Here is a 26,429-nt window from a genome sequence, read left to right on the forward strand (position 1 = left end):
TCCGCGCTGCCTCTTCTCAGGGCGTGCATGCCCTGCGCGCCGCTCTACCTTCCTCCGATCACAGCTCTGAAGGAGCATTCGATGCATGCCGAGTCCTCCCCATCCACTTCCGGCAGCCTCTCCCGGCGGGGCGTGCTGGCCGGTGCCGCCGCCCTCGGCGGCAGCGTCGCCGCGCTGTCCGTGAGCGCTCCTGAGCCCGCCGCCGCAGTCCCGCACCCGGGAGCCGCGCCCCGTGCCGCCGACCGGATCTCCGAGCACGCGGGACAGCATGCGAAGGCCACGGTCTTCAAGAACGTGAAGCCGTACGGCGCGAAGACCCCCGTCGACCTCACTGTCGTGGACGGCCTCGTCGTGAGCGGTCCGGCGCCGAAGGACGCGACGGTCGTCGACTGCAAGGGCCGGATAGCCCTGCCCACCCTGGTCAACTCTCACGTCCACCCGGACAAGACGACGTGGGGCGAGCCGTGGGTGACGCGCAACCCCGCACACTCCATCGCGGAGTACACCGCCGAGGACGTGAAGCTGTACCACGCGCTGCGCACACCGCTGAAGGATCGTGCCCAGCATCTGATGGCGCACGCGGCAGCCCAGGGAACCCGGGCCATGCGCGCGCATGCCGACGTCGCCCCCGCGTACGACCTGGCGGGTGTCGAAGGCGTCGGGGCCGCCCGCAAGGCTCTGCGGCACGCCCTCGACGTAGAGATCGTGGCGTTCCCGCAGCACGGGGTCATTCGCACCCCTGGCACGAAGGAACTCCTGGAAGAGGCAGCGCGCACCGGTGCCATCGACCGGGTCGGCGGCATCGACCCGATCGAGTTCGACGAGGCGCTCGACGAGCAGCTCGACGTGGTCTTCGGCATCGCCGACCGGCACGGCGTCGGCCTCGACATCCACCTTCACGAGCGGGGCGGAAATGGTCTGAAGTCGCTCCGCGAGATCATCGCGCGCACCCGCGCGCTGTCGCTTCAGGGCAAGGTCACCGTCAGCCATGTCTTCTGCCTGCCGCAGCTGACGGCCCTCGAACTCGGCCGGATCGCAGATGACTTGGCCGAGGCGGGTATCTCCCTGACGACGGTGGCGCCCGACTCGAAGCTGGTCCTTCCCCTCGACCGGCTGCGGGACCACGGAGTCCACGTCGGCCTCGGTACCGACGGCGTACGCGACGCGTGGAGCCCCTTCGGCAACGCGGACATGCTGCACCGTTCCCACCTGCTGGCCTGGGTCCAGGACGTGCGCCTGGACGAAGAGCTGGAAGCCGCCTTCCAGGCGGGCGCCGACGGCGGCGCCCAGCTCCTTGGCCTGCCCCGGGTCGACTTCAAGCCCGGCTCCCCGGCCGACTTCTTCCTCGTGCGCGGCGAGTGCCTGCCCCAGGTCGTGGTGGACCTGCCCGCGCGAGACATGGTGGTGCGCGCCGGACGGATCATCGCCAAGGACGGCGAACTGACCCACTAGCGAGTCCCCCGGACGCAAGCCCGCTCCCGCCTCGGTCGCCGCGCTGCGGCCCGGGGCGGGAGCGTAGGAGATCACCGCGGCGCAGGATGCGTTCGGTATGGCGGTCCCGGCGCCTCCGGAGGTGGGTCGGCTTGTGCATGCGGGCGTCCGGGGTGGTGGTCCCGTGTCTCCGTAACCAGTGCCTCTCGTTCGGATCATGCTGGGCGAACTGAGTCGCAGCGCTCTGAGAGTGACTGTGAACGTGCCGGCCCGACGTGGCCCGTGCAGGCTCGGCAGAGGGCGCCCCCTGCCGCGATGAGTTCCGGCCGGATCGCGAGTCTGTTCTGGTGAGCGTCGTACGACGCTGTCCGGCACGAGACACCACGGAGGACACCATGACGACCACGCCTGACAACGCGAGCAGCAACTTCCCCGGCAAGCCGCCAGTCGTCGACCTGGCCACCTGGCAGGCGGCACGCGACAAGCTGCTGGTCCGCGAGAAGGCGCACACCCGTGAGGGCGACGCGATCGCCGCGGCCCGGCGGCGGCTGCCGATGGTCGAGCTCGACGGCGCGGTCGAGGTCACCGGTGTTGACGGTCCGGTCCCCTTCTTCGACCTGTTCCAGGGCCGCGACGAGCTCGTGGTCTACAAGCACATGTGGTACGACGGCGCGCCGCACCAGGGGCAGTGCGAGGGCTGCACCACCACGGCCTGGCACGTGAAGGACGCCGTCTACCTCAACGCCCGGGGTGTCTCGTTCGCCGTCCTGACCTCGGGCCCGTGGGACGAGGTGGCTCCCTACGTCGAGTTCATGGGTTACACCCAGCCCTGGTACTCGGTGCGGGGCGTGGAGGCGCCGGTCGGCGGGGACATGGGGCACATCGTCTGCTTCCTGCGCGACGGTGACCGCGTGTTCCTCACCTACTCCACGACGGGCCGTGGCAACGAGCCGGTCAACGGGTCCCTCAGCCTGCTCGACATGACGCCCTACGGCCGCGGCGAGGCGTGGGAGGACAACCCCGAGGGCCGGCCCGTGATCGGCGATGTCCGTGAGGGGCACCCGGCCGAGGGCCGCCAGGCCTGCTGGTACTGGCGCTCGGACGCCGACGGCGTCGCCACCTGGGGGCCGACCAGCCGGCCCGTGCCGCAGTGGACCCGCCCCGGCGCGACCCCTGTGGAGACCCTCGGCCGCCATGGCCACCACCACTGACGCGCCTTCGTCGACGGCGTCGGCAAAAGGTGTCGGGTGCCGGGCGGAAACTCCGGACGATGTGAACGGCCCCCGCGCGCTCGATCGGTGGGCGGTTCGCCCGGAAGGTGAAGGACGCCTGGCTGACTTCCCGCCACAGCGGACCGTCTACGCCCTGTTCCGCCGGTGGACCCGCACGTGAGGCTCGACGGGGCGTGGCCTTCCCTATGATGGTGCGCTGACCTACGCCGCCGCCGAATACCCGATCCGGCCCGGCATCGCCGCGTTCATCCATGCAGAGGACCTGCCCATGCCCATCCGCCGGATCGCCACTCTGGCCGCGATGCCCGCGACCCTACTGCTCCTGGTTGCATGTGGGAGCAGCAAGGTGCACGGCACCATAACCGAGAAGGAGTACAAGCCCGCCCGCACCACGTGGACCACCGAGTCGGTCACGAAGAAGCAGTGCACCACGTCTCGTAGCGGGGGCAAGACCAAGAGGTCGTGCCACACGGTGCAGACCGGTACCCATCGCGTCCCGCACCGCCATCCCGCGTGCTGGCAGATCGAACTGGACGACGACGCACACGAGCTGTGCATCGCCAAGGCCCGGTGGGACAAGGTGCGTGTCGGCGACCGGTGGTGAGCCGCCGCGATCGGTACCGGATGGCCGGCACGGTCCGCTTGCGACCTCCCCGTGGTCGTTTGCGCAATTGGGGCATGGCCACGCGGGCCTGACCAAGGTTCATGCCTCGACAACCTCGTCGGTCACCAGCACGTCACCGTGACGCGGTCACGCGGGTTGCCACAGCTCGACCCGATTGCCCTCAGGATCGGTGACCCAGCCGAATCGACCGACACCGTCCATGTCCTGCGTCTCTTCGGCCACGTCCGCTCCCTTGGCGCGCAATTGCGCGAGCATCGCATCCAGGTCGCGGACCCGGAAGTTGAGCATGGTCTGCTGGGCGCGGGACCCGAAGTAGTCGGTCTCGGACTCGAACGTCGCGAACACCGTCGGCCCGGCCCCCTGACGCCACAGACCGTTCTCATCGGCGTCCAGGCCGAGGCAATCGCGATACCACGCGCCCAGGGACACCGGGTCGGCCGCCCGCATGAAGTACCCACCGATTCCAAGCACACGTTCCATGCCGCTATCTTGCCAGGACGGCGATCGGGCGAGCCGGCACCACACCATCGCCAGCTTCACACCCCCTCCCGATCGCGGGGGAGCTCGTCAGCACTCCCCGCTCCAGGGATTCCGTGAGGCGGCCCAGCAGCCGGGCGATGTCTTGATCTGGGTCGGGAAAATCGTTCGCAACCTCTCGGCGCGGGTGGCTAACGTTCGTCGACGTGGACTTCGAAGATCCCAAAGACCTGGTCCGGCGCGGGTACGACGCGCTCTCGCTCCGCTATGACCAGGCGTACGGCTCCGAGACGAAATACCAGCCGTGGATCAGCGAACTGATCGGTCGGATCCCGGCTGGAGGCACGGTGCTGGATCTGGGGTGCGGGAGTGGGGTACCCGTCGCCCGGACCCTGACGACCGCAGGTCATCGCGTTACGGGCATCGATATCAGCGAGGTGCAGATCCGCAGGGCACAAGAGCTCGTGCCACAGGCCGATTTCATCCGCGCCGATGCTACGGCCGTGGACTTCGAACCGTCCTCGTTCGACGCGATCGTCTCCTTCTACGCACTGATCCACATCCCCCTTGATGAACAGCTACCGCTGCTGGAGAAGATCGCCGGATGGTTGCGTCCCGGCGGTTGGTTCCTGGGCACCACCGGCAACCAGGCCTGGACCGGCATCGACGAGGACTGGCTGGGTGCCGGCACGGCCATGTGGTGGAGCCACGCGGACGCCGCCACCAACCGAGCCTGGATCACTCAAGCCGGCCTGGTCGTCGAGCAGGAAGAGTTCGTACCTGAAGGCGATGGCGGGCACGCTCTGTTCTGGGCCCGCCGCCGCCACTGAGGTTGAATGCGGGGCGTCGTAGGGGCTGACGGCTCCAGCCGGGGGGCGAACCGCTGCTCGCTCGATCGCGGCGGCCGCAGGAACCACTCGGGCTCCCGATCCGGTTCTGTCACCGCCTGTGACGATCAAGGCGGCGACCGGACTGCTCGTCCGCAGCAGCAGGCGGCGGGGCAGTGCTGTCGCGGACCACGAGTTTCGTGGGTACGAGCGTTGTGCCGTGTTCCACCCCGTCATGGCGCATCCGCCGCAGGACACCCTCGACACACAGGCGCCCCACTTCGGCGAAGTCCTGGTGAACCGTGGTCAGGGGAGGCAGGAAGGAGCCGGCCTCGGGGATGTCGTCGAAGCCGATGACGCTGACGTCGTCGGGAATCTTCCGTCCTCGCTCGTGCAAGGCCCGCAAAAGCCCCAGCGCCATCTGGTCGTTGGCGGCGAACACAGCCGTACAGTCCTTCTCGTCGGCAAGTTGCACACCTGCCCGATAGCCGGACTCCGCCGACCAGTCGCCTCGCACGACGCGCGGCAGGACGCAGCCCGCCCCGGCGAGTTCGGCGCGCCAGGCATCGGCACGGCGTTGTGCCGCAAAGGACTCCTCGGGACCGGCCAGATGCCAGACCGTGCGATGGCCGAGATCCAGCAGGTGCCGCACAGCAGCACGGGCTCCCCCGGCCTGGTCGGTGTCGACCACGGTGTAACGGTCGCCCGCGTCCGAGTCGGCGACGACGACCTGGACATGAGGGGGCAGGGAGATGGTCGCCGCATCGAGCAGATGCACTTCCATGATGACGATGACTGCGTCGACGGCGAGCTCTCCCAGCCGGGAGAAGGCGCCACGCACCTCGTCCTGGGTGGGAACGGCGACGGGCAGGAGCGTGACGGCGTAGCCCTCCTGCGCCGCGGACGTGGCGATCGCCTCCAGGGTGCGCATATTGCCCGTGGTGGAGAGGTTGAAGGTGATGACTCCGATGGTGCGGAATTCACCGCGCTTGAGGGCCCGGGCGGCGCTGTTGGGCCGGTAGCCCAGTTCGTTCATGGCCGCCAGCACCTGCTGCCGGGTCTCCTCGGTGACGCCTTCGTATCCGTTGGACACCCGGGAGACGGTCTGCGAAGAGACGCCGGCCAGGCGGGCGACGTCCGCCATGGACGCGCGCTGTGTGCGACGCGCGGTCCGCTTGCCCGTTCGCGTGCGTGCCCGATCCTCGCCCGTCGAGGCGCTGTCCGCCGTGTCCACCCGTCTCCTTCATTACCTGAGTCGCAGTTTCAGCAGGCGACCCTTGACCACCAACATTGGCGCAGTGTAGACATGCCGCCATCGGATGTTTACGTAAACATAACAGCCCGGGGCCCTCTCCGGCGCGGCATGTTTACGTAAACATCGCGGCGGCGGGCGACGCCGGTTCCGAGAAGGACGAGCGAGGAACGACATGACGACGCTACAACCCCCTGCGGCCACACCCGGGCATCCGGCCCGGCCTGCGGCGAAACGGGACCGCCGTTCCTGGACAGGGTGGGGGTTCATCGGGCCCTTCGCGGCGGTCTTCGCCTTCGTCTTCCTGGCTCCGATCGCCTATTCGATCCACCTCAGCCTCTTCCGCAGCAAGCTCATCGGCGGCACGTCCTTCGTGGGCCTGGACAACTACCAACAGGCCCTGCACGACAGCCAGTTCTGGGACTCCCTGGGGCGGGTGTCGCTGTTCCTGCTGATTCAGGTGCCGATCATGCTGGGCATCGCCCTGCTCGTGGCGCTCGCCCTGGACAGCGGGCGGCTGTACGGCAGGGACTTCTTCCGGATCTCGATCTTCCTGCCGTATGCGGTGCCCGCCGTGGTCGCCACGCTCATGTGGGGCTTCATGTACGGCACCCGCTTCGGTCTGGTGAGCGACATCAACAACGCCCTCGGCGTATCGCTGCCCAACCCGCTCGGGCCCAATCTGATCCTGGCGTCGATCGGCAACATCGTGACCTGGGAGTTCGTCGGCTACAACATGCTGATCTTCTACTCCGCGCTCCGCGTCATCCCGGCATCGCTGTACGAGGCCGCGCAGATCGACGGCGCCGGGCAGATCCGCGTGATCACCGCCATCAAGCTCCCCGCCATCCGCGGTGCCCTGGTCATCGCGACGATCTTCTCGATCATCGGCACCTTCCAGCTGTTCAACGAGCCGAGCATCCTGCAGAAGCTGGCGCCGAATTCCATCACCACCGACTACACCCCGAACTACTACACGTACTCGCTGTCCTTCTCGGGCCAGCAGCACAACTACTCCGCGACGGTCGCCATCGTCATGGGCCTGATCACCATGGTCATCGCCTACGTCGTCCAGCTGCGCGGCATGCGCAAGGGAGCGTGAAGCGATGAGCAGCCCCGTCACCACCCTCGCCCAGCCATCAGTTGCTTCGGCCGGCTCCGCGCCCCGCCTGCGCACGCCGCGCCGGCACGGCCCCGGGCGCCCCCGGCGCAGCGTGCTGCTGACCGTGCTCACCGGCCTGGTCCTCCTCTACTCCCTGGTGCCGCTGGCATGGCTGATCATCAGCGCCACCAAGACCCAGGAGGGGCTGGCCCATTCCTTCGGGCTGTGGTTCAACGGCGACTTCGCCCTGTGGGACAACGTCCGTGAGACGTTCACCTACAGCGACGGCGTCTTCACCCGCTGGCTGCTGAACACCGTGCTGTACGTCGTGGTCGGGGCCGGTGGCGCCACCTTGCTGGCGGTCCTGGGCGGCTACGCCCTGGCGAAGTTCCAGTTCCCCGGCAAACGCGCCGTCTTCGCCGTCGTCATCGGTGCCGTCGCGGTGCCGGGCACCGCACTGGCCGTCCCCACCTTCCTGATGTTCAGCAAGATGGGGCTGACCGACACCCCGTGGTCGGTGATCATCCCGTCCCTCATCTCGCCGTTCGGCCTCTATCTGATGTGGGTCTTCGCCTCCGAGGCAGTCCCCGACGAACTGCTGGAGGCCGCCCGCATCGACGGCGCGGGCGAACTGCGCACCTTCTTCCAGGTCGTCCTGCCGCTGCTCGCACCCGGCATCGTGACCGTCTCGCTGTTCACGATGGTCGCGACCTGGAACAACTACTTCCTGCCGCTGATCATGCTCAAGGACCCGGACTGGTATCCGCTGACCCTGGGCCTGAACAGCTGGAACGCCCAGGCCGCAACCGCCGGCGGCACGCCCGTCTTCAACCTGGTGATCACTGGCTCGCTGATCACCATCCTGCCGCTGATCGCCGCGTTCCTCCTGCTGCAGAAGTACTGGCAGTCCGGGCTCGCCGCCGGAAGCGTCAAGGAGTAACCCCGGGCCCCGCACCGCAGCACCTCCCCCACACCTGGTCTCTCCCCCAGATTTTCAACCCTCATCAGGCACGGTTTCGGCCACGACGAAGTGGAAGCACTCCCATGCACATGAACCCCCGCCGCCTGCTGCGCGGCCTCGCCCTGGTCTCGGCCCTCGCCTTGGGGGCGACCGCCTGCGGCGGCTCCGAGGAGAACAGCTCCAGCACGAAGCCGGTCTCCTCCAAGGACATCGACGCGGCTCTGAAGAAGGGCGGCACCCTCACGGTGTGGGCCTGGGAGCCCACGCTGAAGCAGGTCGCCGCCGACTTCCAGAAGGAACACCCGGCCGTCCGCGTCAAGCTCGTCAACTCGGGCACCGGCAACGACCAGTACAAGGCCCTGCAGAATGCCATCTCCGCGAAGAAGGGCGTCCCCGACGTCGCGCAGATCGAGTACTACGCACTGGGGCAGTACGCGCTGACGAAGGGGCTGGACGACCTGACCCCGTACGGCGCCGACAAGCTCGCGAGCAAGTACTCCCCCGGCCCGTGGAACTCCGTGAAGTCCGGCAGCAAGAACGTCTACGCGCTGCCGATGGACTCCGGGCCCATGGCCCTCTTCTACAACAAGAAGGTCTTCGACAAGTACAAGATCAAGGTGCCGACGACGTGGGACGAGTACCTCACGGCGGCCCGCACCCTGCACAAGGCCGACCCCAAGGCGTACATCGCCAATGACACCGGCGACGCCGGTGAGACCACCAGCCTGCTGTGGCAGGCCGGTTCGCGCCCGTACAAGGTCGACGGCACGAACGTGAAGATCGATTTCTCCGACGCCGGCGCCCAGAAGTACACCGCCGTCTGGCAGAAGCTCCTCGCCGAGAAGCTCCTCGCGCCCATCACGGGCTGGAGCGACGACTGGTACAAGGGGCTGGGCGACGGCACCATCGCGACCCTGGCCACCGGAGCCTGGATGCCCGCCAACTTCGCCACGGGCGTGCAGGGTGCCTCCGGCGACTGGCGCGCCGCACCGCTGCCCGCGTGGACCGCCGGTGACAAGGCCAGCGCGGAGAACGGCGGCAGCTCCCTGGCCCTGCCCACACTGGGCAAGAACAAGGAACTCGCGTACGCCTTCACCGAGTACGCGAACGCCGGCAAGGGCGTGCAGACCCGGCTCGAGGCGGGCGCCTTCCCGGCGACCACCGCCGATCTCCGGTCCAGCTCCTTCCAGAACACCGCGTTCCCGTACTTCGGCGGACAGCAGGCCAACAAGATATTCGCCGAGTCGGCCGCGAACGTCGCCCCCGACTGGTCGTACCTGCCGTACCAGGTCTACGCCAACTCGATCTTCAACGACACCGTCGGCAAGGCCTACATATCCGGCACCAAGCTGACCGACGGTCTCAAGAACTGGCAGGACGCCTCCGTCAAGTACGGAAACGAGCAGGGCTTCACCGTCCAGAAGTAACCGCTCGGAAGCAGCCGCCCGGAGGCTGCCGCTGAGGAGCGAGCTCGCAGCGGCGGCCTCCCGGAAGCAACCACGCACCACCTCGCACCACCCCGTGCGGTACACCGGAAGGACCACCATGATCTCCACCCTCCTGTCCCAGTTGCAGCACGGGCCGGACGGTGATCCCACTCCGCGCCTCGCCTACGGAGCCGACTACAACCCGGAGCAGTGGCCACGCGAGGTGTGGGAGGAGGACGTACGGCTGATGCGTGAGGCCGGCGTCAACATCGTCTCCGTGGGGATCTTCTCCTGGGCCCGTATCCAGCCGGCCGAGCACGAGTGGAACTTCTCCTGGCTCGACGAGGTCATGGACCTCCTGCACACGGGAGGCATCGGAGTCGACCTGGCCACCGCCACCGCGTCTCCGCCGCCCTGGCTCACCACGGCACACCCGGAGATCCTCCCGGTGACCGCATCCGGTGAGACGGTGTGGCCGGGGGCGCGGCAGCACTGGCGTCCCACCTCGCCCGTATTCCGCAAGCACGCGCTGCGCCTGGTGCGGACGATGGCCGAGCGGTACGCGAACCATCCCGCGCTGGTGGCCTGGCACGTCTCCAACGAGCTGGGCTGCCACAACATCTACGACTACTCCGACGACGCCGCCCACGCCTTCCGCGACTGGCTGCGCACCCGGTACACCACGCTCGACGGACTCAACCACGCCTGGGGCACCGCGTTCTGGTCCCAGAGGTACACCGACTGGGAGCAGATCCTGCCGCCCCGGCTGGCCGCTTCGCACCCGAACCCGACGCAGCAGCTGGACTTCAAGCGCTTCTCCTCCGATGCGCTGAAGGAGTATCTGCGCGCCGAGCGGGACGTGCTGCGGGAGATCACGCCCGATGTTCCCGTCACCACGAACTTCATGGTCATGGGCGGCACCAAGGGGATGAACTACGCCGATTGGGCTGACGAGATCGACTTCGTCTCCAACGACCACTACGTCACGCCAGGCCCCCAGGACCGCGACGAACTGTCCTTCTCCGCCAACCTCGTCAGCGGCATCTCAGGCGGACGCCCGTGGTTCCTCATGGAGCACTCCACCAGCGCAGTCAACTGGCAAGCCGTCAACCTGGCCAAACGTCCGGGCGACCTCGCCCGGGACTCGCTGCTGCACGTCGCGCACGGCGCCGACGCCGTGTGCTTCTTCCAGTGGCGACAGTCGGCGGCCGGCGCCGAAAAATACCACTCGGCGATGCTGCCGCACGCCGGGCCCGACAGTGACGCCTTCCGCGCGGTGACCGACCTCGGCCAAACCCTCAGGACGCTGGCTCCGGTCGCCGGGTCCGAGCGCGAAACAGCACGCGTCGGGATCGTCTTCGACTGGGAGTCGTGGTGGGCGAGTGAGCAGGACTCCCACCCCACTTCCCTCCTCGATTACCGCAAGGAGGCGCTCGACTGGTACTCCGCCCTCCTCACCCTCGGCGTACGGGCAGACGTCGTCACCGCACAGGCCGACCTCGGCCGATACCAGCTCCTGATCGCGCCGGTGCTGCACGTCGTCCCCGCCGCGCTGGCCAAGGAACTCACCCGGTACGCCGAGAACGGCGGCCACCTGGTCACCACGTATTTCTCCGGCGTCGTCGACGAGAACGACCACATCTGGCTCGGCGGCTACCCGGGAGCCCTGCGCGATCTGCTCGGTATCCGCATCGAGGAGTTCGGCCCCCTGCTCGACGGCGACACGGTCGAAGTGGCCCTGGACGGAACCAGGTTGGGCACCCTGTGGACCGATCGGATCACCGTCACCGACCACGAGGTGGAGGTACTGGCCGAGTACCTCAGCGGTGCGTACGCCGGCCGCCCCGCCGTCACCCGCCGCGCCGTGGGCCCGGGTTCAGCCGCGTACGTCTCCACCCGGCTGGGGGCTGAGGGTCTCACCGCTCTGCTGCCGAGGCTTCTCGCCTCTGCCGATGTCAGCAGTGAACTGCCCGACGAGGCAAGGGGAAGTATCGAGTTGGTCGTACGCCGCGACGGCGACAGCCGCTACCTCTTCCTGGTCAACCGGACCGACGAGACGGTGCCGGTGACGGGACTCGCCGGGGATCTCCTGATCGGTCGGTCAGACGATGACGGCGCCCTCGTTCTGTCTCCCAGGGACGTCGCCGTACTGCGGCAGCCCGCGACCTGACGACAGGGTTCGTCACATACAGCACAGCCCCCTGACGCCCCTTGAACGGCCGGGCAACCCGTTCGAGGGTCACTCCGTCGCGCCCCCCGGCGGCTTGCTTCGCGGACGATGCGATCGGCGGTCTGGTCGGGGGTGAGGCCCGCTGTGTCGAACCACCAGCCGACATCGCCGAAATCGCGCTTCATGTCGGCGTCGAGGGCCTCGTAGCCGTCGAAGCCGAACCGGTCACGTGGATCCCTGATGGTGTTGCGGTACTGGCAGACCTCGATGCCCGGTGTAAGGACGACGAACAAGACCTGGCGAGGCGTGAGGAGATCGAGGAAGAGTTCCATTCGTCCTCCAGCGGTCGGCCCAGGGCTGAGCATCGTGCAGGCGCGGCCGGCGCGTGGCCGGGCGGCGAGGTGGACCGCTCAGCTGCCGCTGCTGCTCGGTTTACGGCGCAGCCACTCCGAGAGCTTCCGTCGCGGGGGTCGAGCGATGATGTCGCCTCCGCGGGACCGTCCGGTCAGTTGCACACGGAGGAGAGTGGCGGTGTCCGGGCCGGATGCGGGCCGGATCTTGATGTCGCCGCTGCCGCGCTCCAGGTCGTCCGTGTCGACGACGATTCCTGGCCTGGTCACCAGGGTGAGGTTTCCTCCGATACGCAGGTCCACATCGATGTGAAGGGTGTGGTGAGTGATCACCGCGTGGGTGAAGTCGAGCTTCGCTTCGCCGAACATCAGGCGGATTTCCATGCGCCGTGGAACCAGCCAACGGTCGGTGCGTGTGATGTCGCCGAAACGGTGGTCGATCCGGATCACATCTCTGGCTTGTGGGGGCATTCCATCCGACGGCAGGTCGGCGGTCAGTCGAGCCAGGTCGCCGGTGGTGCGCGCGGACAACGCGGCGTCCAAGCGCTCGTCCAGTTCGGCCGCGGTGAGCCGGCCGTCGCCTGCGGCAACCTGCAGAATCTCCACGACTTGGTCCCGTTCCCGGTCGGAGGCCCTGAACTCGGGCGTTGGACCATGCCCGGAAGAGTCGTCAGCCGGACTGAGTTCACCCGTCATGCCCGCATTCTGGTGGACAGCCGAGAGTCCCGCAACGACCGGTGATCGCGCGTGCAGACCGCCCGGGCGTAGGCTTCGCTCAGCATGGACGCGGCGGGGGGCGGAGCGCATGACGGCTGAGACAACACCGAGGTGGGGGTCGACCCTCGATTCGGTCGTGGTGTACGCACAGGGCGCGGTCTGCCGACGCCTGGCCCGGGGCAGCGTGTCGCCTGACGGCCGGGTGCGGGTGACGGGACTGCCCCGCTCGCTGGACCCGGGCTCGCTGCGGGCCCGTGTCCTGGGTGCCCCCGGGGTACGCGTCACCGAGGCCCGGGTGGAGGTCGAGGCCGAGCCGCTCGGCACGGGCACGCCCGACGAGTTGCGGCGCGAGGTCGAGCGGCTGCGCGACGAGTACGCGGCGGCGCAGGGACGCCGGGACCGACAGCTGATGCTGATCGAGGAGGTCGGGGCTCTCCACCCGGTCCCACCTGCCCGCAGGCGCGAGGACCCGCACCGCCGCACTCCGGTCGACGCGTGGCTGGAGCTCGCCGACTTCGTCGACGAGCGGCTGACGGGACTGCACAACCGCCTCGTCGAGCTGGAGGAGGCGCTGCGCAACGTCGAGCACGAGCTCACCGTCGCCACCGACAGGCTCGCCCGCGCCTCCACCGACGCGCCGTCAGCGCACGTGGAGACCACGGTCTGCGCGGTCCTGGCCCTCGACGGCACCGGTGATGCGGAGGTGGAGCTGGAGCTGGAATACGGGGTGCCGGGCGCCGTCTGGGTACCGGCCTACCGTCTCACTCACCGTCAGGGCGACGGCAGCGGCCGTCTGGTGCTGCGCGCCTCGGTCGCGCAGCGGACCGGCGAGGACTGGACCGGCGTGCGTATCGCCCTGGCCACCGCCGATCTTCGTCGCCGCGCCGACCTGCCGAGGCTCCGCTCGATCCGGATCGGACGCAGCCAGCCCGCCCCCGCGCCTTCTGGCTGGCGCGAGCCCCCGGCCGGGCTCGTCGACCTGTTCTTCGGATACGACGCGGCGGGCCCCGGCCCAGCCACGACCGTCGCACCCATGGGTGTCGCGGGCGGCTCCGCATCCGGGCCGGTTCCGCCACCCCCGCCTCCCCCGCCCCCTGCACCGCAGAGCTACGGCGGTCCGCCGGCCGCGCTCCCGGCGCCCGGTGGCGCTCCCCCGGAAGTCCTCGGTGGCGGGATGCCCGCCCTCGCGCAGCCGGCCGGGTCGGTACCGGGCAACAGGCCGCGTGCCGGCGGCAGGTCCTTCGCGGGTGAACCCATGGCGCCCGCGGCTCCTGGCCGGGCTGCGCCGCCACCCCCTCCGGCACCGGTGGCCGGTCCGCCGCAGCCGAGCGGCGCCGAGCTCGACTATGCCGCCCTGGTCCTCTGCGGCCCCGACGAACAGGCCGGTCGCAGAGGCCGGTTGTTTCCCGGCTCTCCGTTCGACCCGGTGGCGGCCGAGTACCGGCGCCGCGCCGAGGCGGTGGCCGCGCTGCCGTTGCCCGGACAGGCCGTGCGGCCCCGCGAGTCGGCGGGTTCCTTCGACCACCGCTTCGATGCCACTGCCCGCGCCGACATTCCGTCGGACGGCACCTGGCACACCGTCACCGTCGGCGAGATCCCGGTCGGCCTGCGTACCGAGTACCTCTGCGTGCCGTCCGTGGAGCAGACCGTGTACGCGACATTGGTGCTCTCCAATGCCACCGACCAGGCACTGCTGGCCGGCCCGGTGGAGGTCACCGTCGACGACGACTTCCTGCTGACCGCCGCACTGCCCACGCTTGCCCCCGGCGGTGTCCGCCGGGTGGGGCTCGGGCCGGCCGAGGGCATCCGGGTCACCCGCCGTACGAACCTGCACGAGTCGACCTCGGGCCTGCGCAACAACACCACCGTGCTCGACCACCGCGTCCACGTGGAGCTGGCCAACCGGCTCGCGAGGCCCGTCGCCGTGGAAGTCCGTGAGCGGGTGCCGGTCACTTCCGATCCGGACGTCCGGATCGAGGAACGGGCCGACTGGACAGCACCCGAGGAAGGCGCGGGGCCCGATCGCCATGCGCCGGGAACCCGCGTGTGGCGACTGGAACTGCCCGCAGGCGACACCGCCGCCCTCGACGGCGGCTACGAGATCCGCATCCCGACCGGCAAGGCCCTGGTCGGCGGCAACCGCAGGAGCTGACACACGCCATGTCCACGGCCCCGAAGGCGATCGCCCTCCCCGTCACCGCCGTCACGTGCCTCGAGGATCGCGCCCACATCGAGCGCGCCGTCGTGCTCGACCTGGAGGCCGGGGTCCAGCGGCTGCGTCTCGGTCCGGTCAGTGCGCTGGCCGTCGACCGGACTCTCCATGCCGAGCTGACCGCCGATCACCCCGCGACCGTGCTCGACGCGCGGATCGTCCGCAGCTGGACACCGCGCGGGCCACAGCCGTCCACCGGCGACGACTCCGCCCTGCGCCACCGCGTACACACCCTCGAAGACGAGCAGTCGGCCCTGGGGCAGCGACGTGACCGGCTGCAAGCGCGCCTTGACCTGCTCGGCCGCCTCGCCGCCGATCTGCTGCGGGAGATCGGCGAAGGCGCCGGCTCCGGGGAGACCGAGCGGTCCCGGTGGGCCCGCGAACTGGACCGGGTGGACGACGAGCGCGACGCGCACGGCGAGCAACTCCGCGCAGTCGACGCCCGGCTGGCTGCCCTCGCTGCCGAACTCGGCGAAGCCCAGCGGGCCATGTATCTCTCCGAGGAGGAGCCCGCCGAGCTGGTCGGCCACGTCGAGTTGACCGTGGAGGCCGCGGCCGCCGGGCCGGTCGGGCTGCGCCTGAGCCACCTCACCCCGTGTGCACTGTGGCGGCCCGCCTACCGGGCCGTGCTCGACGGGGACTCCTTGACACTGGAAACCGACGCGATGGTCTGGCAGCGCACCGGTGAGGACTGGTCGGACGTACGGCTGACATTGTCGACGGCCCGCTCGGCGCTGGCCACCGATCCGCCACGGCTGGGCGAGGACCGGCTGACGCTCAAGGACCGCTCCGCAGCGGAGCGCCGCACGGTCGACGTCGAGCTGCGCGAGGAGGAGATCGAGGCCCTCGGCCCGGTCCCGGTGCTGGGCCTGCCGGGGGTGGACGACGGCGGCGAGGCGCGGGTGTTGAGATCCTCCGCGTCGGTCTCGGTGCCCGGTGACGGCCGCGCCCACCGAGTGCTGCTCTCCGCATTCACCACGGCCGCGCGCAGTGAGTACGCCTGCTCACCGGAGTTGTCCCCCCTGGTCACCCAGGTGGTGCGGTTCGACAATCTGTCCGGCCACGCGCTGCTCGCCGGGCCCGTGGACCTGGTCCGCGGCAGCGGATTCAGCGGCCGCGGCACGCTGGACTTCACCGCCCCCGGCGCCCCCGTCGAGCTCGCCTTCGGCAGCTGCGACGACTACAGGGTGGTCCGGCATGCCGAGGAGTCACGCGACTCCGCCGGTATCACTCAGCGGACCGTGGTCACCCGCACGGTCCGGCTGCACCTGTCCCGGTTCTCCGCCCCCGGGGAGCACGGCGATCGGGTGGTCGTCCTTCGGGAGCGGATCCCGGTCTCCGAGGTCTCGGCGGTGGAGATACGCCTGCATAAGGATTCGTGCTCCCCGGCGCCCGACGTGGTCGACGCCGAGGGCATCGCCCGCTGGGACGTCACCCTCCCGCCCGGCAGCCGCCGCACGGTCACCCTGGTCTACGAGCTGTCGGCGAGCGCCAAAGTCACCGGGCTCTGAGTTCGGCAGAGGGGCGCTGGACCGGACCGGCCTCGCTGCACCTCACCGGCATCATCCGGGCCGCATGTCGATGCCCGGCTATGACCACCGACCGAGATCACACTCGCGGCCGATCGGCGACACAGGAGGGGCACCGCCCACGGTAGGTGATCTGGACCTCGGACACCGTGAAGCCGAACCGCTCCTCCGCCGGGAAGTCGGCCAACGGGTCGCCGGCCGGGTGGACATCGCGGATGGTGCCGCAGTCGGAGCACACCAAGTGCTGGTGGGGGCGGTGAGCGTTGGGGTCGTAGCGTTTGGCACGGCCGTCGGTGGAGAGCTCCATGACCTCGCCGAGGGAGACCAGTTCGCCCAGGGTGTTGTAGACGGTGGCCCGGGAGATCTCGGGCAACCGCTCCGCCGCGCGGACGAGCACCTCGTCGGCCGTGAGATGCACATGATCACCATCGAGGACCTCCGCAACGACACGCCGCTGGGACGTCATCCGCCAACCACGCCCTCGCAGTCGCTCCAGTAGGCCACTCATATCGGTTCACCTATTCGGGTTCGGTGGGACAACGGAAGTTCACCCGCCGATGTCCGGCTCTTGTCGGGAAGCGGATGAGGTGACCTTCTGGACCGGGCCTTCGACCTTAACGGCGATGGTGCCGGCCGTGCCAGCGTCACACGCGTTGCGGCGAGGGCGCCTCTCCCTCACTTGTCAGGCCGTCATATGACCTTCCCATTCCGCTCGTCACGTCGGCGGAGTGAGCAGGATGATAAGAAAAGGCCGCCTCTCTCACATTTCCCAAAGGCCGGGACAGCCATTAGCCGTTGATCGGACCCGACGAATTGGGTTTTCGATTTCTTGTTGCCAGGGATGCTCTGCGTGTTCTCGTAGCAGTGCGGTCCGCGGTGCGCGACCATACGGACGCCGAATCCACACAATCATCGGCGTCATACACGAGAAAAGATTCTTGTCGGCCGAAAGCCCACGTGGCCGGCCGCGGGCCCGGCAGGCGTCCGGTGGGCGGGCGTCACCAGCAGATGGAACACCGAGACAGGAAGAAGGACGGACGTGTCCGGCAGCGAAAGCGAGAACCCAGCGATCCCCTCCCCGGCCCCCACGCGGACCGGCCCCAGGACGAACCGGGACTGGTGGCCGAATCAGCTGGATCTTCAAGTGCTCCACCAGCACTCACCTCAATCCAATCCACTGGATGAGGATTTCGACTACGCAGAAGAGTTCGCGACCCTCGACCCCGACGCGCTCAAGCAGGACGTCTTCGAGGTGATGACGACGTCGCAGGACTGGTGGCCCGCCGACTACGGCCACTACGGCCCGCTCTTCATCCGGATGAGTTGGCATGCCGCGGGCACGTACCGGATCGCCGATGGCCGGGGCGGCGGCGGCTCCGGGGCTCAGCGCTTCGCCCCCCTCAACAGCTGGCCCGACAACGCGAGCCTCGACAAGGCGCGCCGTTTGCTCTGGCCGATCAAGCAGAAGTACGGACGGAAAATCTCCTGGGCCGACCTTCTGGTCTTCGCCGGCAACTGCGCCATGGAATCGATGGGGTTCAAGACGTTCGGGTTCGGCTTCGGACGAGAGGACATCTGGGAACCCGAGGAAATCTTCTGGGGCCCCGAGGACACCTGGCTCGGAGATGAGCGCTACACCGACGACAGGGAACTCACCGGTCCTTTCGGTGCCGTGCAGATGGGACTGATCTACGTCAATCCGGAGGGGCCCAACGGCAACCCGGATCCGATGGCTGCCGCCAGAGACATTCGCGAGACGTTCGGGCGTATGGCGATGAATGATGAGGAGACGGTCGCGCTCATCATCGGCGGCCACACGTTCGGCAAGTGTCACGGTGCGGTCGATCCCGAGTACATCGGCCCGGAACCCGAGGCCGCCCCGATCGAGCAGCAGGGCCTCGGCTGGAGGAACACTTACGGCAGCGGCAAAGGCGCAGACGCGCTCACCAGTGGACTTGAAGGTGCATGGACCTCCGAGCCGACGAAGTGGGACAACGGATACCTGGACAACTTGTTCGGGTACGAATGGGAGCTGACGACGAGCCCCGCCGGTGCGAAGCAGTGGACTCCCACGGATCCCTCGGCCAAGGACAGTGTGCCTGATGCCCACGATCCGTCGAAGAGGCACGCTCCCATGATGCTGACGACGGACCTGTCGCTGAAGTTGGACCCCATCTACGGCCCGATCTCGAAGAGCTTCCACGAGAACCCGGAGAAGCTCGCAGTAGCGTTCGCCAAGGCGTGGTACAAGCTGCTGCACCGCGACATGGGCCCCCGCTCGCGCTACCTCGGCCCGTGGATTCCCGAGCCGCAACTGTGGCAGGACCCCGTCCCCGAGGTCGATCACGACCTGGTCGGGGACGAGGACAGCGCCGCCCTCAAGGACAGGATCCTCGCCTCGGGACTGTCCGTCTCCCAGCTGGTCACCACCGCTTGGGCATCGGCGGCGAGCTTCCGCGGCACCGACAAGCGTGGCGGGGCCAACGGGGCACGGATTCGGCTCGCGCCGCAAAGGGACTGGGAGGTCAACGACCTGCCCGAGGTGGCTGAGGCGCTGCAGACCCTTGAGCAGATCCAGCAGGACTTCAATCGCTCGCAGGCCGGCGGAAGGAAGATTTCACTCGCCGACCTGATCGTCCTGGGCGGGTGCGCGGCTGTCGAGCAAGCCGCGAAGAACGCCGGGTACGACATCTCGGTTCCGTTCGCACCGGGGCGCACGGATGCCTCGCAGGAGCAGACGGACGTGGAGGCGTTCGCCGTGCTCGAACCCAGGGCGGATGGGTTCCGCAACTACCTCCCGGCGGGCGAGAAGCTGTCGCCGGAAACTCTCCTCCTGGACCGCGCCAACCTGTTGAATCTGACCGCTCCGGAGATGACGGTCCTGATCGGCGGCATGCGGGCCTTGAACACCGGTTTCGGGCGATCCCGACATGGCGTCTTCACAGACCGGCCGGAGGCGCTGACCAACGACTTCTTCGTCAACCTGCTCGACATGGGCACGGAGTGGAAGGCGTCGACTTCGGACGCGAACGTCTTCGAAGGTCGGGATCACGCCACGGGCGAAGTCAAGTGGACCGCCACCGCTGTCGACCTCGTCTTCGGTTCAGACTCCCAGCTCCGGGCCGTGTCGGAAGTCTACGGATCCGGGGACGCGGGAGAGAAGTTCGTCCGTGATTTCGTGGCAGCGTGGGACAAGGTGATGAACCTCGATCGGTTCGACCTGCGCTGAGCCTGAGGTCCCGGTCGGCCGCGCATCGCCGGCCGGGACATCCTCGGGATCCGGGCAGCATTGATGAGGGAAACTGCGTCGTCCACTCACAGGCACTGTTGGACAGCCTCCTGGACGTCGGCTCAGACCACCCGCTGTTCTCCGTCGATCACCCGTGCGATTCGATGATGAACTCTCCCCCTGGTTCGCCGAGTGCCCGAGCAGCGAGACCGATCGTGTGAAGATTGACTGCACTCTGCCACTCTCACGACGAGCGCGGGTCGTGCTCCCCGCGGCCGTCGCCGTCCGCCGCGGCGGGGACGCCGTAGTCGAAGTCGGGGAACGTGCTGTGTATCTCCACGACCCGGCCTTCCTCCGACGACCGCTTGGCGGCCAGCATCACTTCGAGTGCGTGGAAGGCGTGTTCGGGCCGGGTGACGGTCCGGATGCCCTTCTCCACGCACTCGACGAGGTGCCTCAGGCCGTCGGTCCACGGCCACTGCGGGTCCGTCTCACCGACGATCTCCCACGAACCCCGGTCGTTGGTCCACTGCTCGAAGCCGTTGGGAGCCCAGTCGTCGCCCATCAACTGCATCGTGCCGGCACTGCCGTACAGTTCCACCGCCGGCGAGCGGTACTTCTGCATCGTGAAGCCCGTGGCGATGGAGGCGTAGCGGGAGTTGCCGAAGTCGAGCACGATGTGCGCGTTGTCGTCGGCTCGGACCGTGACCTGTTCGCCCTCGGACTCGCGCTTGGGAACGGCGACGCCGACCATCGCGGTGACCCGCTCGACGGACCCGAAGAAGCCGCACAGGCTGGTCAGGTTGTAGACGCCGAGGTCGAACAGCGCGCCGCCGCCCTGCTCGTAGAACCAGCGGCCCCACCAGGGGCCCGACCAGCCGTAGCGCGACCGGGCCAGGTGGAGCTCGCCGATCTCCCCCTCGCGCACCCGCTTGTGCATCTCCCGGTACGTCGGCGACAGCGCGACGTGCGGCGCGCAGACCAGTTCCCCCGGCGCGACGGCGGCTGCCTCGAGGAGTTCGGTCGCCTCCTGCACCGACGTCGCCATCGGCTTCTCGACGAGCACGTGCCTGCCGGCTTCAAGGGCCGCACGGGCGAGGGAGCCGTGCTCGTTCATGCTGGTGAGGACCAGCACGATGTCGAGACCGTCGCGGTCGATCAGGTCTTGGGCACGCTCGAAGGACGTATCGATCCCGAATCGCTCCGCGGCTGCTGACCGCTTGCCGGGGTCCGGGTCGTAGCCGGCGGCCAGCTTGACGCGTCCTTCTTGTTCGAGCCGGGTGATCAGTGCGGCGTACGGGCCGGAGAACACACTGCCGAGTCCCAGGACACCGATGTTCAACGTCATCGTTTCAGATTCCTTCCGTAAGAAGATCCGTAGGAGAACGGTCGACGGCTATGCCTGTCAGGGCCTTTCGGGACGCTGCCAGGGAAACCGGCGCGGTACGGCGAGGGGTCTTGAAGGGCATGCGAAGGACATGACCAGGGCCCGCCGTGGTTCGCTCGTGGTGTTCGGCCCGGCGTAGTGCAGCGTCCGGGACCCGTGCACCGTCGCGCCGCCGGCGGGCAGTGGGCAGGCCACACTGCCGGAGACTGCGCCCGTGTCGGCCAGGACCAGACCCTGCGCGGCCGGGTTGATCCGCCGGTGCGGCAGCACCGGAAGCAGCTGGCTGCCGGGCTGGAACTCCATGCAGCCGTTGGCCGTTGTGGCCGCCTGCAGGGGCATCCAGATGCTGATCGCCCGGTGCTCATGGTCCGGGTTCCAGTACGCCTCGTCCTGGTGCCAGGGTGTCTCGGCGCCGTGGTGGGCAGGCTTGCGGATCGCGTGCATCCCTGTCGGGACGACCTCGGGGCCGAGCAGCCGGCGGGCGACGACGCCCGCATTGCGGTAGGCCTCGGTGTCGCGCAGTTCGGGCGCGTAGTGGTCCGGGTTCAGGATCTGGGGCAGCAGCGGCTCGCCGTCCAGCTCACCGGCCAGTTCGAGCCTGTCCTGCTCGGCGATGTCCGCATCGTCCTCGAAGAGACGGTCGTAGACCGCCTGCAGCTCCTCCACCTCCTCGGCGGACGTCAGCCGGTCCAGGGCCACAAAGCCCCGGCGGTAGAACTCCTCCCGCTGTGCGTCGGTCAACACCTCGGCATCACTCGGATTCATGGGCCGCTCCTTGTCAGTACCGGGTGTCCGCCGGGATCTCATCGTCGTCGTTCGAAGGCCTCGCGGCCTTGTCCCGGAGGCTCATCCCGTTGCCCACAGGTGCGGAGCCTGCCGCTCGCCCGGGTCGGAGCCCGCTCCCCCGCCGGACGCGGCCGACAGTCGACGGAACGACGTGGGCGTCAGACCGTAAGTGCGCTTGAACGCACGGGAGAAGTGGGCGGCGTCGGCGAAACCGTGCTCGACGGCGATCGCCAGGGCCGTACGCCGTGTGGTGGCGAGGGCCACGCGAGCCCTGCCCAGCCGGAGCGCCTGCAGATACGTCATCGGCGGCACCCCGACGACATCCTTGAAGCAGCGCGCGAAGTGCTTGGGCGAGAGGTTCGCCGTGCGCGCCAGGGTCGCGACATCGAGGGCGCCGGCGAGGTCACGCTCCATCAGTCCGAGCGCCGCCTCGATCTCCGGGCGACGGTCGCTGCCGCCTGCACCGGCGAGTGCGCCGACGGTGCCGTGCCGCTCGACCAGTTCGGCCGTGGCGAGCTCGGCGTAGCCACGGGCCCGCAGCGCGGCCCCCGGGCTCGTCGGTCTGCCGCTGCTCACCGCCTGAGTGACGAGCCCGAGCGTCGTCGGGTCGGGCGTGGGCAGGTGGAGCGGCAGCCCGAGCAGTCCGGACAGCTCGACCGCGCCGTGGAGTTCGACGCGGAAGCCGAATCCGGTGAACCTCAAGGGGCCCCCGCCGACGGCCTGGGTGGACCGGTCCTGCCCGGGCAGCAGGATGCCCAGGCCGCCCGGTCCGACGTCGGCGGTCCTGTCCCCCTGGACGAACCGGCAGCAGCCGGAGAGAACGTGCACGATCTCGCCGTACGGCTGGTGGTCGAGGTCGATCCGCCACTGCGCGTCGACGGTCACGTCATAGGTCTCGACGAGCCGGAACGACGCCTCGTGCCAGGTGCCCCCGTGGTCAATGTGCGTCACAGCACCGCTCCTTCACCTCTTCCACCGCTTCGGCGCCCCGCCTCTGTCAGACGATCCGCAGCCGGAGGCACTCACCGCCCGCACCGCCCGGCCAGGTCACCAGCACGCCGCCGCCTTCCGTGCGGACCACCTCGGCGTCACCGTCCACGACAACCTCCCGGTCGGTGTCGATGAGCGCCCTTCCCGGCCCGTCGCCGCGCCGCAGCACCACGGCCGAGCCGTCTGCGGGGCCGTCGAGTTCGGTCGTCGCCCAGCGCAGTACGGCACCGTCCAGGCGAATGTCCGCCGGCAGCATCAGCCCGCTGCGCGCGGTCAGTTCGACGGAAGCGCCGTCGGCGAACGGCTCGCCCGCCACCTCAAGGGTGAACTTCTGCGGCACCGGCGCCACATTGACCAGATGGACGAGTCGCTGGCCCGTGGCGTCCGCCGTGGTCGTGGTGACCAGGCCGGGTGAGCCACCGTGCGCGACGATGCGGCGGTGCACCCCGATGCGGGCGAACAGCGCGCGCCAGAAATCGAGGTGGCACGGGTAGTCGCAGGCCATCACGATCGCCCGGCCGCCACCTTCCACGGTGACGTCGACCGCGACGGGCGAGCCGTCGGCGACGTCCAGGGCGAGCGGTTCGGCCCGGGTGCCCGGCGCGCCCGTGGTGCGCAGGCGTTCCAGGTACCCCACCCGGACCTCGGGCTGTTCTCCCGCCCAGCCGGTGGCGCGCACCGAGGTGAAGTGGTCGGGGGCGCTCTCCACACGCGTATCGACGGCGAGCCCAAGGGTGTCGGCGAGCACCGTGCACGGGGTGCCGTCGTCGTCCAGGACCGGGAGTCGACCGTGCAGCAGCAGCCGCCCGCCGCCCCGCACGTACGCGGCGAGCCGCTCCTGGACCGCGCGTCCCAGAACGGGGGGTGTGCCCAGGGCGAGCGCGGGGCCCGCCGGATCGAGCTCGGCACCGGCCGACGTCGGTGCCCCGGACAGGTCGAGAGCCGCGAAGGAGTGGCCGCCGAGCAGCAGGGCGCGGGCGAGGATGTCTCGCGGGCCCATGCCCCGGAACCATTCCGTGTCACGCACCAGTTCGCGCCTGCGGGCGGCGTCAGGGTGGGCGTACTCGGTCAGGTAGTGGTCCGGTACGAAGCCGAGCGCGACGTCGTCGTGTTCCTCGTCCATGGCTGCCAGCAGGTGCTCACTGCCACGGACCGCCCGCACTGTGCTGCACAGTGCCGGATAGCCCTCGCTCAGCCCGCCCTCCGGGTCGACCGGGGCCGCGAAACCGTGCCGCTCACCGGTGAAGGCGATCCGGTCGTTGCCGTCGCCGGCAGGCGCGTCCAGCGGCGGGTTGTGTCCGCCGCTGAACAGGTAGTAGTTGATCAGGCGGTTGCCCTGGGCGACACAGAGCCGCGTCTTGAGCTCCAGCGCTTCCGGGGTGACCTGCCGGCTCATGTCCTCTCCGTAGTCGCCGGTGCCCGACTCGAACTCCAGCGAGGTGAGGGGTTGATCGGCGTCATGGACAGCCGCCATGAACGCGTTGATGACGTACAGGTCCGGGACGTTCTCGACGGTCAGCTCACCGAGATAGTGGTCGGAGCCGGAGGTGGTCTGCGGGATGCCCGCGTACGACCGGGACAGCTGGCTGATGCCGATCGGGAACGAACGGCCGCGGCCCTGCTCCGTGCCGTGCACGTTGACGAAGAAGGGCACGTCGATGCCATGACCTTGGGCGATCTCGCGCAGGTGCAGCAGATACGTCGCGTAGCGGTCGCGGTGGTGGTCTCCGAGGTCGTGATGGAGCGCCAGCTGCTGGGGCTCGGTACCTGCCCGGGTGCCGCCGGATCGCCACTGGGCCGCCCACGCCTCGGTGTCCTTCGGGTCGGCACCGTAGCGCAGGATGGCTCCCTCACGGCCCCACCGCTGCGTGGCTCCCCTCGCCAGGTCGGCGAGCGTACGGTCCGTCAGCTCGGGGGAGCCGGTGACCCACGACAGCATCCCGACCTCGTTGTCCAGTTGTACCGCTGCGACGTTGCCGCCGCGCGTGACCTGGTGGTCCGCCAGTTCCGGCATGATCGCGGAGTACCAGCGCTCGGCCTGGGCGAGGTATCCGGGCTCCAGGTAGTCGAGGGTCCGTGTGGGCGTCTGTACGCCGTCCCAGCCGGCCGGTACTGCCTCCGGGTGGTCGCGGTAGATACGGAACGGAATGCCCTCGTTCTTGAGCTCGGCCATCACGAAGGGGCCCGGACGGGCGATCACCAACAGGTCTCGCTCAGCGGCGAGTTGCAAGAAACCGACCAGGTCTCGGTACTCGCTCGTGGCGCCGGTCAGATCGGTCTCGCCGGAGGCGGTCTCGTGCACGAGCCACGGCATGTAACTGGCCACGGCCGTGCATCCGGCGGCCACGAGCTTGTCGAGCCGGTCGGCCCAGTCCTCGCGGCGCAGCCGGAAGTAATGCACCTCGCCGGCCATCAGGATCCGCGGGACACCTCCTACGAGGAGGCGGCGCCGCTCCAACCTGACGGTCGTGCCTTGCTGTTCGGGCTGTGCGGCATGCTGCACACCACGGGCCGGTGCCATGGAATCTGATGTGTCTGGAGTGCTCACGAATACGTCCTCACCGGGTGATCGTCGGGGTCTGAGGTCCGAACTCCGGGCACTCGCCACGGGTATTGCCATCCTGGCGAGGCCCTGGTTAAGGTCGTGAAATCGCTCTGAAACCGGTTTCTGGAAACCGGTTTCTCGAACTTATCGGGAGACGAGCAGATGGGCAACAGCCGTGTGAGTTTGCGATGGGTGGCGCAGCAGGCGGGCGTCTCGCCCGCGACTGTCTCACGTGTCTCGCGGGGCTCCACCCAGGTCTCCCCCGAACTGCGTGACCGGGTCCTTCGGGTCATCGAGGAGTCCGGCTACCGGCCGAGCTATCTGGGGCGTGCGCTGGCCGAGACCCGGCACGGCTCACTCGGTCTGGTCTTTCCCGGACTGTCCGGGCCCTACTTCTCCGGACTGCTCCAGGGCTTCGAGGCGGAGGCGCTGGAGACCGGGGACAGTGTGCTCCTGCTCGCCTCGCACTACCTCGCCGGCACGGACGCGAAGGTGATCGACCTCGCCGGCCGCGTCGACGGGATGGCGATCCACGCAGGGACCGTCTCCGACGCGGTCGTGGAGCAGGTGGCACAGCAGGTGCGCGTCGTGGTGATGTGCGGTCAGCCGAGCCCCACACACGCTTCGGTCAGCACCGACAACACCACGATGGGCGTCCTCACCCGGCATCTGCTCGTCGACCACGCGTACCGCCGGCTTGTGTTCGTCGGGCACCCGGAGGGTTCACCGGATGTGACGTCACGCTGGGAGGCCTTCCTCGCCGCGCACCACGCGGCGGGCGCGATCCCGCCCGAACAGCCGGTCCGCGTCGGGCTCCAGCAGTCCGACGGGGTGATCGCCGCCGGCCGGATTCTCGACGGAGGCGACCGGCCCGATGCCGTGGTCTGCGCCAACGACGAGACCGCTCTGGGCGTGATACTCAGCGCACTCGGCCGCGGCCTGCGGGTACCGGAAGACCTCGCGGTCACCGGCTTCGACGACATGGACATGGCCTCCCTTGTCCAGCCCGGCCTGACCACGGTGCGGCAGCCCGTACGCGAGCTGGCCACGACCACGGCCCGGCTGCTCGTCGACCCGGAGAGACGGCCGAGCGGCAACATCACCCTGGCCACCGAACTGGTGCTGCGCGGGTCGTGCGGCTGCAGCGCGGGCGGCGCGGGCCGGGCCGCAACCTGAACCG

At 69.1% G+C, this 26,429-nt stretch carries 20 protein-coding genes; 12 read left to right on the forward strand and 8 right to left on the reverse strand.

What is annotated here, in order from left to right:
* Positions 1-81: 81 nt before the first annotated feature.
* From OHB49_RS01885 to OHB49_RS01895, 3 genes are all read left to right on the forward strand, one after another.
* Positions 82-1,452 carry an amidohydrolase gene (locus OHB49_RS01885; protein WP_329157334.1) on the forward strand — a complete coding sequence of 457 codons (1,371 nt, stop codon included), beginning with the start codon at positions 82-84 and terminating at the stop codon, positions 1,450-1,452.
* Positions 1,453-1,826: 374 nt separating this feature from the next.
* Complete coding sequence (locus OHB49_RS01890; protein WP_329157336.1) at positions 1,827-2,642, forward strand: DUF899 domain-containing protein; 816 nt, start codon at positions 1,827-1,829, stop codon at positions 2,640-2,642.
* A 289-nt stretch (positions 2,643-2,931) separates the two neighbouring features.
* A complete protein-coding gene (locus OHB49_RS01895; RefSeq protein ID WP_329157338.1) occupies positions 2,932-3,267 on the forward strand; it encodes a hypothetical protein in 336 nt (111 codons plus the stop codon).
* A gap of 147 nt (positions 3,268-3,414) precedes the next feature.
* Here OHB49_RS01895 and OHB49_RS01900 read toward each other — a convergent pair whose 3' ends face one another.
* Positions 3,415-3,768: a VOC family protein gene (locus OHB49_RS01900; protein WP_329166318.1), complete on the reverse strand. Its 354-nt coding sequence runs from the start codon at positions 3,766-3,768 to the stop codon at positions 3,415-3,417.
* 203 nt (positions 3,769-3,971) lie between these two features.
* Between OHB49_RS01900 and OHB49_RS01905 the strand changes: the two genes are divergently transcribed.
* A complete protein-coding gene (locus OHB49_RS01905) occupies positions 3,972-4,595 on the forward strand; it encodes a class I SAM-dependent methyltransferase (protein ID WP_329157340.1) in 624 nt (207 codons plus the stop codon).
* Between the two features lie 109 nt (positions 4,596-4,704).
* Here the strand turns inward: OHB49_RS01905 and OHB49_RS01910 are convergent, their stop codons facing one another.
* On the reverse strand, positions 4,705-5,736 hold the full coding sequence (locus OHB49_RS01910; RefSeq protein ID WP_329166319.1) for a LacI family DNA-binding transcriptional regulator: 1,032 nt from the start codon (positions 5,734-5,736) through the stop codon (positions 4,705-4,707).
* Between the two features lie 283 nt (positions 5,737-6,019).
* Here OHB49_RS01910 and OHB49_RS01915 point away from each other — a divergent pair, with 283 nt between their 5' ends.
* The 4 genes from OHB49_RS01915 (at position 6,020) to OHB49_RS01930 (ending at position 11,504) form a co-directional block, all read left to right on the forward strand.
* A complete protein-coding gene (locus OHB49_RS01915; protein ID WP_329157342.1) occupies positions 6,020-6,946 on the forward strand; it encodes a carbohydrate ABC transporter permease in 927 nt (308 codons plus the stop codon).
* Between the two features lie 4 nt (positions 6,947-6,950).
* Entirely contained in the window at positions 6,951-7,886 is a 936-nt protein-coding gene (locus OHB49_RS01920; protein ID WP_329157344.1) for a carbohydrate ABC transporter permease, read from the forward strand.
* A gap of 104 nt (positions 7,887-7,990) precedes the next feature.
* Positions 7,991-9,334: an ABC transporter substrate-binding protein gene (locus OHB49_RS01925; RefSeq protein ID WP_329157346.1), complete on the forward strand. Its 1,344-nt coding sequence runs from the start codon at positions 7,991-7,993 to the stop codon at positions 9,332-9,334.
* Positions 9,335-9,452: 118 nt separating this feature from the next.
* Positions 9,453-11,504 carry a beta-galactosidase gene (locus OHB49_RS01930; protein WP_329157348.1) on the forward strand — a complete coding sequence of 684 codons (2,052 nt, stop codon included), beginning with the start codon at positions 9,453-9,455 and terminating at the stop codon, positions 11,502-11,504.
* Between the two features lie 410 nt (positions 11,505-11,914).
* Here the strand turns inward: OHB49_RS01930 and OHB49_RS01935 are convergent, their stop codons facing one another.
* The gene (locus tag OHB49_RS01935) at positions 11,915-12,550 is read right to left on the reverse strand and encodes a DUF1707 SHOCT-like domain-containing protein (protein WP_329157350.1); all 636 of its coding nucleotides are present in this window, start codon (positions 12,548-12,550) and stop codon (positions 11,915-11,917) included.
* Positions 12,551-12,659: 109 nt separating this feature from the next.
* On the opposite strand from OHB49_RS01935, the gene OHB49_RS01940 reads away from it, so the two are divergent.
* Together OHB49_RS01940 and OHB49_RS01945 are read left to right on the forward strand one after the other, a co-directional pair.
* Positions 12,660-14,723, forward strand: a complete 2,064-nt coding sequence (locus OHB49_RS01940; protein ID WP_329157352.1) for a DUF4139 domain-containing protein — start codon at positions 12,660-12,662, stop codon at positions 14,721-14,723.
* An 8-nt stretch (positions 14,724-14,731) separates the two neighbouring features.
* Positions 14,732-16,294 carry a mucoidy inhibitor MuiA family protein gene (locus OHB49_RS01945; RefSeq protein WP_329157354.1) on the forward strand — a complete coding sequence of 521 codons (1,563 nt, stop codon included), beginning with the start codon at positions 14,732-14,734 and terminating at the stop codon, positions 16,292-16,294.
* A gap of 97 nt (positions 16,295-16,391) precedes the next feature.
* On the opposite strand, the gene OHB49_RS01950 is transcribed toward OHB49_RS01945, so the two are convergent.
* Positions 16,392-16,820, reverse strand: a complete 429-nt coding sequence (locus tag OHB49_RS01950) for a Fur family transcriptional regulator (RefSeq protein ID WP_329157356.1) — start codon at positions 16,818-16,820, stop codon at positions 16,392-16,394.
* A gap of 531 nt (positions 16,821-17,351) precedes the next feature.
* Between OHB49_RS01950 and katG the strand changes: the two genes are divergently transcribed.
* Positions 17,352-19,541, forward strand: a complete 2,190-nt coding sequence (gene katG / locus OHB49_RS01955) for a catalase/peroxidase HPI (protein WP_329157358.1) — start codon at positions 17,352-17,354, stop codon at positions 19,539-19,541.
* 244 nt (positions 19,542-19,785) lie between these two features.
* On the opposite strand, the gene OHB49_RS01960 is transcribed toward katG, so the two are convergent.
* The 4 genes from OHB49_RS01960 to OHB49_RS01975 form a co-directional block, all read right to left on the reverse strand.
* Positions 19,786-20,889 carry a Gfo/Idh/MocA family protein gene (locus OHB49_RS01960; RefSeq protein ID WP_329157360.1) on the reverse strand — a complete coding sequence of 368 codons (1,104 nt, stop codon included), beginning with the start codon at positions 20,887-20,889 and terminating at the stop codon, positions 19,786-19,788.
* Between the two features lie 57 nt (positions 20,890-20,946).
* Complete coding sequence (locus OHB49_RS01965) at positions 20,947-21,693, reverse strand: phytanoyl-CoA dioxygenase family protein (RefSeq protein WP_329157362.1); 747 nt, start codon at positions 21,691-21,693, stop codon at positions 20,947-20,949.
* 81 nt (positions 21,694-21,774) lie between these two features.
* Entirely contained in the window at positions 21,775-22,665 is an 891-nt protein-coding gene (locus OHB49_RS01970; protein ID WP_329157364.1) for an AraC family transcriptional regulator, read from the reverse strand.
* A gap of 46 nt (positions 22,666-22,711) precedes the next feature.
* On the reverse strand, positions 22,712-25,252 hold the full coding sequence (locus OHB49_RS01975) for a beta-galactosidase (protein ID WP_329157366.1): 2,541 nt from the start codon (positions 25,250-25,252) through the stop codon (positions 22,712-22,714).
* Between the two features lie 159 nt (positions 25,253-25,411).
* Between OHB49_RS01975 and OHB49_RS01980 the strand changes: the two genes are divergently transcribed.
* Positions 25,412-26,425, forward strand: a complete 1,014-nt coding sequence (locus OHB49_RS01980) for a LacI family DNA-binding transcriptional regulator (protein ID WP_329157368.1) — start codon at positions 25,412-25,414, stop codon at positions 26,423-26,425.
* Positions 26,426-26,429: the final 4 nt, after the last annotated feature.

The organism is Streptomyces sp. NBC_01717 (assembly GCF_036248255.1).
Taxonomy (GTDB): Bacteria; Actinomycetota; Actinomycetes; order Streptomycetales; family Streptomycetaceae; genus Streptomyces.

What these genes read in the sequence shown, in the direction of transcription:
- OHB49_RS01885 (WP_329157334.1), top strand. Translation starts at nt 82, where the DNA reads ATGCATGCCGAGTCCTCCCCATCCACTTCCGGCAGCCTCTCCCGGCGG.
- OHB49_RS01890 (WP_329157336.1), top strand. Translation starts at nt 1,827, where the DNA reads ATGACGACCACGCCTGACAACGCGAGCAGCAACTTCCCCGGCAAGCCG.
- OHB49_RS01895 (WP_329157338.1), top strand. Translation starts at nt 2,932, where the DNA reads ATGCCCATCCGCCGGATCGCCACTCTGGCCGCGATGCCCGCGACCCTA.
- OHB49_RS01900 (WP_329166318.1), bottom strand. Translation starts at nt 3,768, where the DNA reads ATGGAACGTGTGCTTGGAATCGGTGGGTACTTCATGCGGGCGGCCGAC.
- OHB49_RS01910 (WP_329166319.1), bottom strand. Translation starts at nt 5,736, where the DNA reads ATGGCGGACGTCGCCCGCCTGGCCGGCGTCTCTTCGCAGACCGTCTCC.
- OHB49_RS01915 (WP_329157342.1), top strand. Translation starts at nt 6,020, where the DNA reads ATGACGACGCTACAACCCCCTGCGGCCACACCCGGGCATCCGGCCCGG.
- OHB49_RS01920 (WP_329157344.1), top strand. Translation starts at nt 6,951, where the DNA reads ATGAGCAGCCCCGTCACCACCCTCGCCCAGCCATCAGTTGCTTCGGCC.
- OHB49_RS01925 (WP_329157346.1), top strand. Translation starts at nt 7,991, where the DNA reads ATGCACATGAACCCCCGCCGCCTGCTGCGCGGCCTCGCCCTGGTCTCG.
- OHB49_RS01930 (WP_329157348.1), top strand. Translation starts at nt 9,453, where the DNA reads ATGATCTCCACCCTCCTGTCCCAGTTGCAGCACGGGCCGGACGGTGAT.
- OHB49_RS01935 (WP_329157350.1), bottom strand. Translation starts at nt 12,550, where the DNA reads ATGACGGGTGAACTCAGTCCGGCTGACGACTCTTCCGGGCATGGTCCA.
- OHB49_RS01940 (WP_329157352.1), top strand. Translation starts at nt 12,660, where the DNA reads ATGACGGCTGAGACAACACCGAGGTGGGGGTCGACCCTCGATTCGGTC.
- OHB49_RS01945 (WP_329157354.1), top strand. Translation starts at nt 14,732, where the DNA reads ATGTCCACGGCCCCGAAGGCGATCGCCCTCCCCGTCACCGCCGTCACG.
- OHB49_RS01950 (WP_329157356.1), bottom strand. Translation starts at nt 16,820, where the DNA reads ATGAGTGGCCTACTGGAGCGACTGCGAGGGCGTGGTTGGCGGATGACG.
- OHB49_RS01960 (WP_329157360.1), bottom strand. Translation starts at nt 20,889, where the DNA reads ATGACGTTGAACATCGGTGTCCTGGGACTCGGCAGTGTGTTCTCCGGC.
- OHB49_RS01965 (WP_329157362.1), bottom strand. Translation starts at nt 21,693, where the DNA reads ATGAATCCGAGTGATGCCGAGGTGTTGACCGACGCACAGCGGGAGGAG.
- OHB49_RS01980 (WP_329157368.1), top strand. Translation starts at nt 25,412, where the DNA reads ATGGGCAACAGCCGTGTGAGTTTGCGATGGGTGGCGCAGCAGGCGGGC.